11 protein-coding genes and 1 pseudogene are annotated in these 13,563 nt (G+C 57.7%); 4 read left to right on the top strand and 8 right to left on the bottom strand.

Going from position 1 to position 13,563, the window contains the following annotated elements:
* The first annotated feature begins 11 nt into the window (after positions 1-11).
* Entirely contained in the window at positions 12-587 is a 576-nt protein-coding gene (locus PQU98_RS14170; protein WP_272745611.1) for a TMEM165/GDT1 family protein, read from the top strand.
* A 128-nt stretch (positions 588-715) separates the two neighbouring features.
* Here the strand turns inward: PQU98_RS14170 and PQU98_RS14165 are convergent, their stop codons facing one another.
* The 3 genes from PQU98_RS14165 to dnaG all read right to left on the bottom strand — a co-directional run bounded on the left by PQU98_RS14165 (position 716) and on the right by dnaG (position 5,885).
* Positions 716-1,504, bottom strand: a complete 789-nt coding sequence (locus tag PQU98_RS14165; protein ID WP_272745610.1) for a glucose 1-dehydrogenase — start codon at positions 1,502-1,504, stop codon at positions 716-718.
* A gap of 242 nt (positions 1,505-1,746) precedes the next feature.
* Positions 1,747-3,852 carry an RNA polymerase sigma factor RpoD gene (gene rpoD / locus PQU98_RS14160; RefSeq protein ID WP_272745609.1) on the bottom strand — a complete coding sequence of 702 codons (2,106 nt, stop codon included), beginning with the start codon at positions 3,850-3,852 and terminating at the stop codon, positions 1,747-1,749.
* 104 nt (positions 3,853-3,956) lie between these two features.
* A complete protein-coding gene (gene dnaG / locus PQU98_RS14155; protein ID WP_272745608.1) occupies positions 3,957-5,885 on the bottom strand; it encodes a DNA primase in 1,929 nt (642 codons plus the stop codon).
* 261 nt (positions 5,886-6,146) lie between these two features.
* Between dnaG and PQU98_RS14150 the strand changes: the two genes are divergently transcribed.
* Positions 6,147-6,629: an Hsp20 family protein gene (locus PQU98_RS14150; RefSeq protein WP_272745607.1), complete on the top strand. Its 483-nt coding sequence runs from the start codon at positions 6,147-6,149 to the stop codon at positions 6,627-6,629.
* 468 nt (positions 6,630-7,097) lie between these two features.
* Here the strand turns inward: PQU98_RS14150 and PQU98_RS14145 are convergent, their stop codons facing one another.
* From PQU98_RS14145 to PQU98_RS14135, 3 genes are all read right to left on the bottom strand, one after another.
* Positions 7,098-7,457, bottom strand: a complete 360-nt coding sequence (locus PQU98_RS14145; RefSeq protein ID WP_272745606.1) for an endonuclease domain-containing protein — start codon at positions 7,455-7,457, stop codon at positions 7,098-7,100.
* 77 nt (positions 7,458-7,534) lie between these two features.
* Complete coding sequence (locus tag PQU98_RS14140; RefSeq protein WP_272745605.1) at positions 7,535-7,837, bottom strand: hypothetical protein; 303 nt, start codon at positions 7,835-7,837, stop codon at positions 7,535-7,537.
* Positions 7,838-7,881: 44 nt separating this feature from the next.
* Positions 7,882-10,827, bottom strand: coding sequence for a bifunctional [glutamine synthetase] adenylyltransferase/[glutamine synthetase]-adenylyl-L-tyrosine phosphorylase (locus tag PQU98_RS14135; RefSeq protein ID WP_272745604.1), 2,946 nt, complete (start codon positions 10,825-10,827; stop codon positions 7,882-7,884).
* Positions 10,828-11,025: 198 nt separating this feature from the next.
* On the opposite strand from PQU98_RS14135, the gene PQU98_RS14130 reads away from it, so the two are divergent.
* Positions 11,026-11,442 (top strand): hypothetical protein, encoded by a 417-nt coding sequence (locus PQU98_RS14130; protein ID WP_272745603.1) that lies wholly within the window; start codon positions 11,026-11,028, stop codon positions 11,440-11,442.
* A gap of 132 nt (positions 11,443-11,574) precedes the next feature.
* On the opposite strand, the pseudogene PQU98_RS14125 reads toward PQU98_RS14130, so the two are convergent.
* A pseudogene (locus PQU98_RS14125) lies at positions 11,575-11,733 on the bottom strand (sensor histidine kinase); the annotation flags it as partial.
* A 33-nt stretch (positions 11,734-11,766) separates the two neighbouring features.
* Here PQU98_RS14125 and PQU98_RS14120 point away from each other — a divergent pair.
* The gene (locus PQU98_RS14120; protein ID WP_272745601.1) at positions 11,767-12,144 is read left to right on the top strand and encodes an SEL1-like repeat protein; all 378 of its coding nucleotides are present in this window, start codon (positions 11,767-11,769) and stop codon (positions 12,142-12,144) included.
* Here PQU98_RS14120 and PQU98_RS14115 read toward each other — a convergent pair.
* Positions 12,084-13,547 carry a methyl-accepting chemotaxis protein gene (locus tag PQU98_RS14115; RefSeq protein WP_272745600.1) on the bottom strand — a complete coding sequence of 488 codons (1,464 nt, stop codon included), beginning with the start codon at positions 13,545-13,547 and terminating at the stop codon, positions 12,084-12,086. The two genes, PQU98_RS14120 and PQU98_RS14115, sit on opposite strands and share 61 nt — an antisense overlap.
* Positions 13,548-13,563 lie beyond the last annotated feature (16 nt).

Here is a 13,563-nt window from a genome sequence, read left to right as displayed (position 1 = left end):
CGGAAAATCTGATGCCTCCCTTTTTTGAACCCTTTCTTCACTCGACCACCCTCGTCGCCCTCAGCGAAATCGGCGATAAGACCCAGCTTCTGGCGCTGATCTTGGCCGCGCGGTATCACAAACCGGCGCCGATCATCTTCGGCATTTTTGTCGCCACCCTGATCAACCATGCCTTTGCGGCGTGGGTTGGCACCTTTGTCGGCGGGCTGGGCATCGAGGCTTACATGCCCTGGCTGGTCGCCATTGCCTTTATTGGCTTGGGTTTATGGATTCTGGTGCCCGACAAAATCGAAGAGGGCGAAGGCGAAATCAAAAAAGACTACGGCCCGTTCGTCACCACCACCCTCATGTTCTTTCTGGCCGAAATGGGCGACAAGACCCAGATCGCCACGGTTGCTTTGGGTGCTCAATATGACAACCTGATCGCCGTCGTGTTCGGCACGACCTTGGGGATGATGCTGGCCAATGTGCCGGCGGTCTTCTTCGGCGATAAGGTGCTGAAAGTCGTGCCGATGCAGTATATCCGCTGGGCCGCATCCGCAATGTTCGTCGGCTTTGGCGTGTGGCAGATTATAACACTGGTCTAATCTTCTCCGCCCCACTATGTGGGGAGGTGCCGAGTTTACGAGGCGGAGGGGTATCTTTCTTATGGAATACCCCTCCGTCTGCATCGCTACGCTCGCATCCACCTCCCCATCTTAGATGGGGAGGAGATTTACTCCGGTGACGCCGACGATCCGGCCAGTATCCCGCCGTCGATATTGAACTCGGACCCCGTGATATAGGTCGCTTCATCCGACGCCAGAAGCAGCACCAGGGCGGCCACCTCTTCCGGCCGCCCGAAGCGGTGCAGCGGGGTGGCGGCCTTCATCTTATCCGGATTGCCCTTCTTAGTGATCTCATCCCACATAGGCGTCTGGATCGCCGCCGGATGGACCGAGTTACAGCGGATATTCAGGTTCTGCTCGGCGCAGTACAGTGCCACGGTTTTCGAGTGATTGCGCACCGCGGCTTTTGAGGCCGCATAGGCCGCCTGATGCGGTATCCCGACCAGTCCCGACCGCGACGACATATTGATGATCGACCCGTCTGAGCCCGTTTCGCGCATCACCCGAATGGCGTGCTTGCAGCCTAAAAATGTGCCATCCAGATTGACGTGCATGACCTTACGCCAATCCTCCAAGGCCGTATGTTCCGGATCATGAGGCCGCCCACCTCCGCCTTCGTTGCCGGTAATCCCAGCATTATTCACCAGTATATTTAGCGCCCCGAACTTGGCCGCGATGATATCTGTGACATTGATCCATTCGGATTCCAGCGCCACATCTAGGTGCATGTAGGAGGCCTGATCGCCCAGCTCCGCCGCCAGCGCCTCCCCGTCCTTGGGGTCAATGTCGGAGATGATAACGGTCGCCCCTTCGGCCACAAAGGCCCGCACAATCGCCTCTCCGATCCCACTGGCCCCGCCGGTGACAAGGGCAATTTTGTTGGCAAGACGGGTCATGGCGCGGCTCCTTGGGTTTGCGCCATTATGCCCCCACCCGCGTCAAAAACCAAAGCGGCAATGTGCGCCGTTTGCAGACACCTAAGTTAAGGGGCGTGGGGTCTGTGACCCCACAAACCTGCAATCAAAGAAAAAGCCCCGCTTTTAATAAGCGAGGCTTTTTCTTTGAGTAAAAAGACTTGGGGCGCATTTTAGTGCGCTAACGCTTCGCTCCTTGAGCGCGGGGCCCCAAACCCCGTAACTTAAGAGTCGAGGAACGACCGCAGCTTCCGACTACGCGACGGGTGCTTAAGCTTGCGCAGCGCCTTGGCCTCGATCTGACGGATACGTTCGCGGGTAACCGAAAATTGCTGACCGACTTCTTCCAAGGTATGATCGGTGTTCATCCCGATCCCGAAGCGCATCCGCAGGACGCGTTCTTCACGCGGCGTCAGCGACGCCAGAACGCGGGTCGTCGTCTCTCTAAGGTTCGACTGGATCGCCGCATCAATCGGCAGGATCGCGTTCTTGTCCTCGATAAAGTCCCCAAGGTGCGAATCCTCTTCGTCCCCGATCGGGGTCTCCAGCGAAATCGGCTCCTTGGCGATTTTCAAGACCTTACGCACCTTCTCCAGCGGCATGGCCAGCTTTTCAGCCAGTTCTTCCGGAGTCGGTTCGCGGCCGATTTCATGCAGCATCTGGCGCGAGGTGCGCACGATCTTATTGATCGTTTCGATCATGTGCACCGGAATACGGATGGTGCGGGCCTGATCGGCGATCGAGCGTGTAATGGCCTGACGTATCCACCAGGTCGCGTAGGTCGAGAACTTATAACCCCGGCGATATTCAAACTTATCAACCGCCTTCATCAGGCCGATATTACCTTCCTGAATCAGATCCAGGAACTGCAAACCGCGATTGGTATATTTCTTGGCAATCGAGATCACGAGGCGCAGGTTGGCTTCGACCATTTCGGTCTTGGCCTGACGGGCTTCGCGCTCACCCTTTTGCACGGTTTGCACGATGCGGCGGTAATCATCGACCGCCACGCCCATATCGGTCGCCAACTGGATCACATCGCCGCGAATACGGGCAATGGCGCTACCTTCGTTGTCGATGAACTTTTGCCAGCGCACGCCCATGTCGCGCACTTTTTCGGCCCATTGCGGGTCAAGCTCACGCCCATAATAGGCTTGCAGGAACTCGGTGCGCGAAATGCCGTAGGAATCCGCCATCCGCAACAGCCGCCCCTCTAAACCCATCAGGCGCTTATTGATCGCATAAAGCTGCTCGACCAGCGCTTCGATCCGCTGGTTGTTGAGTTTCAGCGTCTTGAGGTGACGGGTGATGGTCGCGGTCACTTCGTCATAGGCAGCGCGGTCTTTCGGATCGAGCGGCAGCCCCTCAAGCTTGGCCGTCAGCATCTTTTCCTGCGTCCGGCGATAGGTCTCGAACTCACCGGCAATCGCATCCAGCGTTTCCATCACGCCGTCGCGCAGTTCCGATTCCATAGCCGAAACGGTCGGACCGGCGCCGTCGTCGAAGTCATCTTCGTCGTCTTCTTCGGCGACTTCGGGCTTTTTCTCTTCTTCGTCCATCGGGACGTAGTCATCGTCGTCATCGTCGTCGCCGGATTTCGGCTTTTTGGCCTCTACCGGTTTGGCTTCGACGATTTCCTTGACGGGTTCAGGCGCTTTCACAGGCTCTGGTGCCTTGATAACCGGCGCAGGCGTGGCTTTGAGGGCAATCACACCATCATCCGCAACCTCTTCCTCTTCGTCGGAGCCATCGAGCGCACCCGGCGGCGGACCATCGGGCGTATTGCCGCCGTAGGTGCCTTCGAGGTCGATGATCTCCCGCAGCAGAATACGGCCGGAACCCAGTTCTTCGCGCCACACCATGATGGCTTCAAAGGTCAGGGCCGATTCACAAAGCCCGCGGATCATGGTGTCACGACCGGCCTCGATCCGCTTGGCGATGGCGATTTCGCCTTCGCGAGACAAAAGCTCAACCGAGCCCATTTCGCGCAAATACATGCGCACAGGGTCGTCAGTGCGATCATAGGCCGAGGTCTTGGCGGTCTCAACGACAGCCCCCGCCTCTTCGCGCACGGCGATCTCACCGCCTTCAGCGGCCTCTTCTTCCGAATCGACCACATTCACGCCCATCTCTGTGAGCATGGCCAGGGTATCTTCGATTTGTTCTGACGTAAATTCTTCCGAAGGCAGAACCTTATTCAGTTCATCCATCGTCACATAGCCGCGGGCTTTCGCCTGCTTAATGAACTTTTTTACCCCGGCATCGGTTAGGTCGAGAAGGGGGCCGTCGGAAGGTGTATCGGCTTCAGGTTTATCCGTACCTTGGCTCATAAAAATTTCATCTCCGCTGCGGCTTCGGACAACATCCGTACGCGCGCTATTTCCCAAAGGGATTTCAAGAACTTGGTCAGAAAAATCTTTTCAAGGTATTAACCTTAAGAAGGTTTTTCGACGTCGTCCGCCCAAATATGTCCGCTCATGAGACTTCGCCGCAGGGCATCACGCTCAGTTTTAAGACGCATATATGTCTCAGTGCCTACTTTTGTTAAAAGTTCTCCTGAGCCAGCCTTAAACTCGCGATCCAACGCCGTCAAACGCGCCTGTGCGTTTAACGTTCGTAACCAGCGGGCATGAGCATTAGCGAGAGATATGTCCGGTGCGAGGAATGGCGCGCCTGATCTGAAGGCCGCCGTCTGTACTTCGCTTAACAATGCTCCAAGTCCTGACTTTTGCAGATGGCGGTTTAAGGCCGCTCTGTCAAGGCCTCCCTCGCTCATATCGTGCATAAAACTCAAAGACACCAAAGTCTTTGCCAGTTTTTCCAGTTCCTCATCGCCAAAACCATAGGCTTCCAGCACCTCCACCACATCCAAAAGCCAGTCGGGATGTTCGATAATACCTTGCGCCAGCGCCGACGCCATCGGATCGAGTGAGCGCGATAGCTTCTGAGAGGCCGCCAATCCCTCTTGTGTGGCCTGAATCGGCGGCTCCATATATTTGCCGCCTTTTCGGAACGGCGCTTTGGGTTGCCAAGGGGTGCGCGCCAATCCTGATAACTGCGTGGCCGCCCGTTTTGGGGCCAGCAGGGCGTCCAGACGCTCCAGCAAATCCTGCCGGTAACTGTCAGCCAGATCCTTGTCTTCGATCTGCGCCGACAAAGCTCGCAAACGTTTTTTCAGACCGGCCTTTTTTTCCGGGGTATCCAGCGGCTCAACCTCGGCCTCACGCCGGAACAGCACCTCGACAAACGGCTGGGTGACCGTCAGCGCCTCACGCAGGGCCAGAGCGCCTTTTTCGCGCAGCATATCGTCCGGGTCCTGACCACCGGGCAGGTAGCAGACCTTAAACGACCGGCCGGGCTTCAGCTTGGGCAGGGCGCGATCCAGCGCGCGCGACGCCGCCCGCATCCCGGCCTTATCGCCGTCAAAGCACAGGGTCGGCTCATTGTGCCGGCGCCATAATATGTCGATCTGCTCTTCAGTCAGGGCCGTGCCAAGCGGGGCGACCGCCGGCACATGGGCGCGCTGGCAGGCGATCACGTCCATATAGCCTTCGACCACCACCAGATCACTGGCATAGTCCTTGGTCTGGTTGGCGCCCATGATCTTGAGCGCCCCCGGCAGGCCATACAGCATCTGGCCCTTATGGAACAAAGGCGTTTCCGGCCCGTTGAGGTATTTGGCCTTTTCGTCCGGGTTCAGCGCCCGACCACCAAAGGAGACAATCTTTGAGCGCTGATCCTCGATCGGGAACATCAGCCGGTCACGAAACCGGTCATAAGGCGCCCCGCCCCCCTCAACCGATATCAAAAGCCCGCATTCCACAAGGTCAGCCACCTTGGCGCCCTTTTGCACCAGCGCGTCCTTGAGTGCCGTGCGGTCTTTGGGCGAATAACCGAGGCCGAAATGATGGATATCCTCATCCGACAGACCGCGTTTTTTCAGGTAATCGCGGGCGGCCTGAGCGTGCGGGTTTTTGTCCTGCAACCGGGCAGAAAACCATTTGCCCGCCAGTTCCATCCAGTCGGTCAGGGACTGTTTTTTCTGCTCTTGCGCTGCCGCCTGCGGGGTTTGAACCGGCATTGACATACCGGCCTGGAGGGCCAGCTTTTCGACTGACTCCATGAAACTTAAGCGCTCGGTCTCCTGAATAAAGGAGATGATATCGCCGTGCTTACCCGACGAAAAGTCATGGTAAAAACCCTTCTCGTCATTGACATAAAATGACGGGGTTTTTTCCTTGGAAAACGGCGACAGCCCCACCCATTCGCGGCCGTTTTTACGCAGCTTGACGCTCTTGCCTATGACCTCCGACGGCCGCAGACGGGTTTTAAGCTCATCAAGGAAATGATCATCAAAGCGCACGGCCTATATATGCGCCAAGTTTGCTCCGCCGCAACATATCCCTCAAAGCGGCCCCATAAATCGGAAAATATTTTTCATGAGTTGACCTTGCGGGCCGCAAAACCCTCCCCAAATCTAAGTGCGAAGGCGCCGATGACGGGCCTTCTTCGGATCACGCCGTTGCCCGATATGGGGACGAAACCGGATCTGAACTCTCACTGAAACCCTTTGCGGATAATAGTTTCCCGCTGAGGTCTCGCTTTAGATAAGGAGCCACTGACTATGCGTACTCAAATCGATTTTTCCCCCCTTTATCGTTCGGCTGTCGGCTTTGACCGTCTGGTCGGCCTGCTCGACAGCGCCGCCCGTTACGACACCACCCCCGGCTGGCCGCCCTACAACATTGAGCGCGTCTCAAAGCGCGACGATGAAGCGGGCACGCTTGATTCTTACCGCATCGAAGTCGCCGTGGCCGGCTTCCGTCCGGATCAGCTTACCCTTGAGGTCAAGGACAATGTCCTGACCGTATCGGGCCGCAAGGACGAAGAGACCGAGGAGCGCACCTTCCTGCATCGCGGTCTGGCCGAACGTAATTTCGAGCGTCGCTTTCAATTAGCCGATCACGTCAAGGTGACGGAAGCTGAATTGGCCAATGGCCTGTTATCGATTACACTGACCCTCGAAGTGCCCGAAGCCAAAAAGGCCAAGCAGATTGCGATTAAATCGTCTGCTAATGCCCGGCAGGTGCTCGAAGCGGCTGAGTAGCGAGCGCATTCCCAAAAAGTGTGAAGCGGTTTTGGGAATCAAATGCGCGTCAAACATTAGTGTTTAAGTATGAGCTGCGTCAGGTCACCGGATCGGCCTCTCTCCGGTGCGGTGACCACGCCAAAAGTTTCTGACATCCCCACGTCGTCCCCCGACGATTAAGTTTGCCAATAACTTTTGGCACCAAGGGGATGGCACAACCTGCCATTCCCACGGCCGGAGATCATCCGGCCGGGCGGAGAGTCCGCGCCGCCGCTAACGGCGCCCTCTCCGCTTCTGTTATCTCCGCCCCATTTTATGGGGAGGTGGCCCGTAGGGCCGGAGGGGTATCTTGCCTTATTTCATACTCCCCCAACTTGTTGGGGGAGCGGGGTGGCCCGTGCCATGTCACGTAGTGACAGAGGGAGGCCTTCACCGGGTGAGCCGCTAATCTTTAATTGGTCGCTCTTTCTGATCAATCAAATGAAATCATTTGATTGGAAAACGCTCAATTGCCAGCAGACGTATCCCGTCAGCGACACCTTCAACATCTCGGAAGACATCAGCCGCCGGAATGCGATACGTCATTATGCCCTGATCCATAAGCCACTTATCGCGCTTTTCATCAGCGGCTGGCCGATCCTCAAGACCATGTAAACCGCCATCTACCTCAACCGCCAGCCGAGCCTTGAAACAATAGAAATCAAGGATATAAGCCCCTGCGGCATATTGGCGGCGAAATACGGGCTGATCGGGCAGTCTGAGCTTAAGGTACTGCCACAGCCAATATTCCGGCGGGGTCAGCTTGCGGCGCAACGTCCGCGCCAAGGCGTATTTCGGTTGCGCCATTCCCCTCCGTTTTGCCCCCCTCCGTCATCTCGCTGCGCTCAATGCCACCTCCCCCGGCACGCCAGGGGAGTATAAATTTAGGCTGAGCCAACATCTTTCACAGTTGCCCGCGACATCTTGATTTCCTCAATCAATCGCGGAATTAACTGTCGAGACATGGCTATGAAATCTTGGTCAAATGTTGAAGCGCCCATGATCTCTATATCAGGAAAATCACCATTACCTCTGCCGACAGTAATACAATCAGAACCACTGAGGAAATCACGCCCTTCGACATATGACCTCCAAGGCGCAGGACTCACCTTTTCTAATAGACGCTCAATCTCGTCTATTTCTTCCCTTGATAGCGGTCCACTTGCTTCATCGCATTTTTCAGACATTTCAAAAGCCCTTACCCCGCCCCCAACCTGCTAGGGCCGCTAGCCTATACCCCATCCGGGTCGATGATCGTCTCAAACGCCTGACGGGCGCGTTTACGGATATCACGCAGCTTTTTCTCGAGCGTATCGAGCCTGCGGGTATGGATAGCGCGGGCCAGTTTGCCCTGAAACGCTTCGGGCTCCTTCGTCGGATCGTGATCCTGCTCCAGCGACACCCGCATCAACTGCGCCAAGGCCTGTTGCACCCGCCACGCGGTGGCCAGACATTCCAGATCGTCCGCCGACGCTAAGCCCGTGCGCGAAAACGCCTGAAGCGCCGCAAGTGTGCCCACCCGCAGCGGCCCGCCCGCCGAGGCATGGATAAGTTGCAGATACTGCGCCACAAATTCGGCATCGACCTGCCCGCCGACGCTCAGCTTAAAATCCCAGAAGCCCTTGGCCGGCCGCTCTTTTTCCATCAGGGCGCGCATATCGAGTACATCCTGCGCGGTTTTGGCCCTATCACGCTGGCCACGCAAAATCGTCTCGACCTTGAGCTTCACGAGGTCTGCAAAATCCACCGAGGTCGCCCACACCACACGCGCGCGGGTCAGGGCCTGAAACTCCCAGGTATCAGCCCCCTTGGTGTAGTAGTTTTCAAGCGCTGCCAGCGATACCGCCACCGGCCCCTTGGCGCCGGTTGGCCGCAGTTTCATATCGATTTCGTACAACAACCCCTCATGGGTCGGGGCGGACAGGGCCGAAATCAGGCGTTGGGTAAAGCGCGCAAAATAGGTCTCCGCCGCCCAGCCCTTAACGGTTGAAACCTCGGACGGATCATCGGGCAGATAGATCGTCATCAGGTCGAGATCAGAGCGCGCCGTCATCTCCTGCGAGCCCAGTTTCCCCAGCGCCACCACCGCCACATGACCGCTTAAATGACCGGCCTGACGGGCCACATCGGCAAGGCTCAAGGGCGCCAGATGGGTGATGCAGGCATCGGCCAGCCGCGCATAGGCCGCCCCCGCCGCCTCCGTGGTCAGGCGCGCATTGATGATCTGCATCCCGATGCGGAACTGCTGCTCACGCCCAACTCGGCGCAAGGCGTTCATCACCGATTCCAGATCGTCAGGAACCCGGTCGACTTCGTCCTGAACAATCGCGTCCAGTTCTTCGCCCAATGGGTCAAAGAATCCGGCATCCAGCATAGCGTCAAACACGGTCGGGTGGCGCGCCAGCAAAATCGCCAGCCGCGGCGAAAAGCCCATGATTTCGACCACCATCTTAAACAGGCGGTGATTGGCCAGAAACAGCGACTGAATCTGCACACCGGCGGTCAGCCCTGAGAAAAACGCCGCAAAGCGCTTAAAGGCAACCTGTGGCGTGCCGGTCTCATTCAGCGCCTCAAGCAGGCGTGGCACCAGGCGGGTAAACAGTTCGCGCCCGCGCTCGGTCCGTGTCGCCGGGATGCGGCCATGATGCCATGACCGCACCGTCGCTGCCACGCCGTGCGGGTCATCAAAGCCCATGCGCTCAAGGGTTTTAAGGGTTTCCGGATCATCCTCTACACCCGTAAAGACCAGCGACCCGAACGACGACGACAGGTTTTCACCGTCCGAAAACAGCTCACCATAGTGGCTGTTCACCGTGCGCAGAGTGCGCGACACCGCCAGATCAAACCGGCTGAGGTTGGAAAACCCCGCCATCACCCCGACCTTGAGCCGGTCGGTATCGTTTTCGGGCAGGTTGTGGGTCTGCTCATCATTGAGCATCTGAACGCGGTGTTCCCAGTCGCGTAGACGGCCGTAACACTGCTTAAGTTCCTTGGACACCGCCGGGGCCAGATGCCCGGCCTTGCGCAGGGCATCGAGCGCATCCGTGGTCCGCCGCGACCGCAGGGATGGATCGCGTCCGCCGAGGATCAACTGCTGGGTCTGGGCGAAAAACTCAATTTCCCGAATACCACCCGCGCCCAGTTTCAGGTTCGCCCCTGCCGCATAGAGCCGCTCATCGGCCTTATGGACATGGATCTGGCGCTTGATTGACTGGACGTCGGCAATGGCGGGGTAATCAAGACTGCGCCGCCAGATGAACGGCGACAAGGCCTGCATGAAGTCCTTCGCCTCAACCATATCGCCTGCGCAGGCGCGCGCCTTGATGAAGGCCGCCCGTTCCCAGTTTTGCCCCACGGTCTCATAGTAATTGAGCGCAAACGGCACCGACACCACGGTCGGGGTCGACGACGGATCAGGCCGCAGGCGCAGATCAACCCGAAAGACATAACCGTCGGCTGTGCGGTCGCTGAGGATATTAGACACCCGACGCGCAATCCGGTCGGTTAGGCCTTGCGGCTCCACCCCATCGGCCAGCGGCAACTGCGCCATCTCACAGAAAAAGGTGATGTCGATATCCGACGAATAGTTCAGTTCTCCCGCCCCGTGCTTGCCCATAGCCAGCACAAACAGGCCGGGCAGAATGCCGCGCTCATCATCGGCAGCGGTGGGCAACAACCGCTTTTTATCGCGTTCTTCGCGCACCGCTACGGCAAGCGCGGCCTGGGTCACCGCATCGGCAAAGCGGGTAAGCGCCGCGGTCACATGATCCAGTTTCCACACCTCACCCAGATCGGCCAGAGCGGTCAAAAGATGGGTGTCGGCCTTGAGCTGGCGCAAGGTGCGCTTGGCAGCCTCGGCATCGATCGCCGGCGCTGTCAGGGCCTGTTCCGTGATAGCGTCAGTGGCCTGTAATATAGCTTTCAGGCGGGCTTCGGGGGCGGCGGACAGGGTTTCATAAAGGCGGTGCGGGCTGCGGCGCATCAAACCGGAAAGATAAGGCGATGCCGCCACAATGGGCTCAAGGGCCGGACGCGCCGTCTCAAGCAGATCCGTCCAGTCCTCGATCTGCGCCGCTTCAGCCAGGGTTTCAAACGTGAAACCGGCGGCGGCCTCTTCCAGCACCGGCCCGCACGGTGTCATCAGGTCGGCCAGAGGCGAAAACAACAGGTCGGTCATAATTTACTCTATCCGTTTGTACATATCGTTATGCCCAACGACAGTCCCATCAACGGATAAGGCGATTTTCCCCGCAGGTCAAAAAAAACCAGTTTTGTTGGGAGCTGAGCTTCTCTAAAACTATCTTTAAGATTACAGTTAGCGCTACAGCTCAAAACCTGCCTGTATAACGGTAATGCAGAAGGTATAGGGGAAATTATGTCATTATTTAAAAAGATAAAAAAATGGCTCAAGATCAGTGCTGCCGTGCCTGAAACCAATAGCTCGGTAGTTGCAACTAAGGAATTCTCTTATAGTCAAGATTTCTCTTACGCACCCGGCAGACACATTCAGCAGTTTACCAATAAAACTGGAAAATCAATGGAAATCTGGGTAGAGATGAATCCGGATCTTTATATTCTAAACCCTGATGATGAACTTACGATAATTTACGATCAAGACCCGAACTGGATGGGCCTTGGCCTATCGACCTTTGTCTATGAGGGTTCTATACAAATTTACTTGCAGGAGTTTGATAGCTGCATCGTCATGATAAATGGCGAGAAAGTTCAACCAAGCAATACAGCCAACGATATGTCGGTCATAATTGCGGATGACAAATCCTTTCCGTCATAGGAATTTCATCTCACAACCTCAAAAGCCCCCACCTTCCGGTCTGATAAATCAGACCTCCCCAGGCTTGGCGGGGAGGGGAACCATACGAGCCGAAAGGCGAGATATGGTGGTGGGGGCTTCTTCAGTCCTCCCTCACCCCTGTGTCGGGGGCAAAACCAGCGCGGTGCGCAGACCCGGCCCCTGATCGTTAAACCGGCCCGGCCCTTCGTCGATGACCAGACGGCCTTTGTGGGCTTCGGCCACCGCCGCCACCATCGACAGACCTAAGCCCTCGCCATGTTCCAGAGCGCTTACGGCAAGATAGGGCACGAAACGGCTGCCCTGATGATCGGTGACATGTACTTAAAAGGCATGGGGACACCCAAAAATGCCAAAACGGCCATCATCTGGTACCGCAAGATCGCCGAAAAGCCGATCCATCAGCAGGAACATTTCGATCCTCAAAACCCTGACACCATGAGCCCGCGCGCTGAGGCGGCCATGATGCTGGCGCAAATCTACATCGCCGGCGCAGACGTACCGCGCGACCTGAAAGAGGACTTGCGCTGGCTGGAGCGAGCCAGTGCCAATGCGCCGGGGGAAGACTTTACCCCCATGAAGCGCGGCAGGAAGATGTGGACGCATAAGGCCCGCAGGAGTCATCACGCGGCCTTAAGGCGATCCACAAAGGCGGCGATTTCCGTTTCCAGTGCGCCCGCCTGATCGGCCAGAGCATCCGACAGTCCGCGTAATTGCTCCGCCGCCACGCCGGTTTCCTGAGCCGCCGCCGTCACGGTCGTGATCTGACCGCTGACGTCTGAGGTGCCTGAGGCGGCCCGCGCCGTATTAGCGGCAATGTCCTGAGTGGCCGCGCCCTGCTGATCCACCGCGCCGGCAATCGCGGTCGTGGAGGAGCGGATCATCTCAATCGTGGCCACAATGCGCTCAATCGACTGCACTGTGACTTCGGTGGCGGACTGGATTTCATTGACCTTGGTGGCGATTTCATCGGTCGCCCGCGCCGTCTGGTTGGCCAGCGATTTGACCTCAGTCGCCACAACGGCAAAGCCCTTACCGGCTTCACCCGCGCGCGCCGCCTCGATGGTTGCGTTGAGCGCCAAAAGATTGGTCTGGGACGCGATGGCACGGATCAACTCAATCACATCGCCGATCTTGCCCGCCGCGGAACTGAGGATGGCGATGTTTTCGGTCGTGCTGGAGGCTTCTTCTGCAGCCGATACCGCCACCGCCGCCGAATGGCTTACCTGGGCGTTGATTTCCTGAATCGAGTGCGACAGTTCTTCGGCCCCGGAGGCGGCGGTCTGGACGCTGCCCGACGCGGCTTCGGCGGAGTCAGTAACCCTTTGCGCGGTTACCGTGGTTTCATTGACGGCGCTGGTCAGGCTGCGGGCCGCCTGAGCGATCTCATGGGAGGTCTGGTTAAAGCCGGTCGTCAGGCTCTGCACCCGCTCAATCAGTTGCCCAGCCATCTGGTCGCGGGCGCGGATGCGCAGCATTTCCTCTTCCTGAATCTCAGCCTGACGCACGGACAGGGCGCGGGCTTCGGCCTCAGCCGCATGGGCGGCCATCAGGGCCTTGTCACCTTCGGCAAAACTATGCTCCAGCGTCTGCACCAGCCAGGTCAGGAGCGTGGTTTGCAGCACAAGGATCACCGCATGCAGCACAACACGGATCAGATCGGGCTGGCTTTCAGGAAAAACGGCCGCCGGCATGATATAGTTCAGCGACAGGTGATGCACGGCCACCAGCCCGGCATAGGCAATCAGGGCGCGCCAGTCGCACCAGCCGGCAATCAGCGCCAGAGCGGCAAAGAAATACATGTGCATGTCGATCTGAAACGCATGGCCGTCGAACACATAGACCATCAGCGACACCATCGCCGCCAGCGCCATAGAGGTGATCAGACGGGTGGTGGCGCCGATCTTATCCTTCATCCACACAAAGCTCGACAGCGCGCAAATGACCGCCCCCGCCCCCAGCGGCACCATGAGGTCTACGCCGGTGCGAAACACCAGCGGCATCACCCCCAACACCAGCAGGTTCGCCCATAGAAAGACGATCAACGCGATACCAAAGCGCTGCCTCAGGCCAATCAGTGCATCCATAGTCTTTAGTCCTTTA

The sequence above is a fragment of the Asticcacaulis machinosus genome (assembly GCF_028550435.1).
Taxonomy (GTDB): domain Bacteria; phylum Pseudomonadota; class Alphaproteobacteria; order Caulobacterales; family Caulobacteraceae; genus Asticcacaulis; species Asticcacaulis machinosus.
Note: the sequence above shows the minus strand (reverse complement) of the source record. Positions and strands in the feature narration are given on the sequence as shown.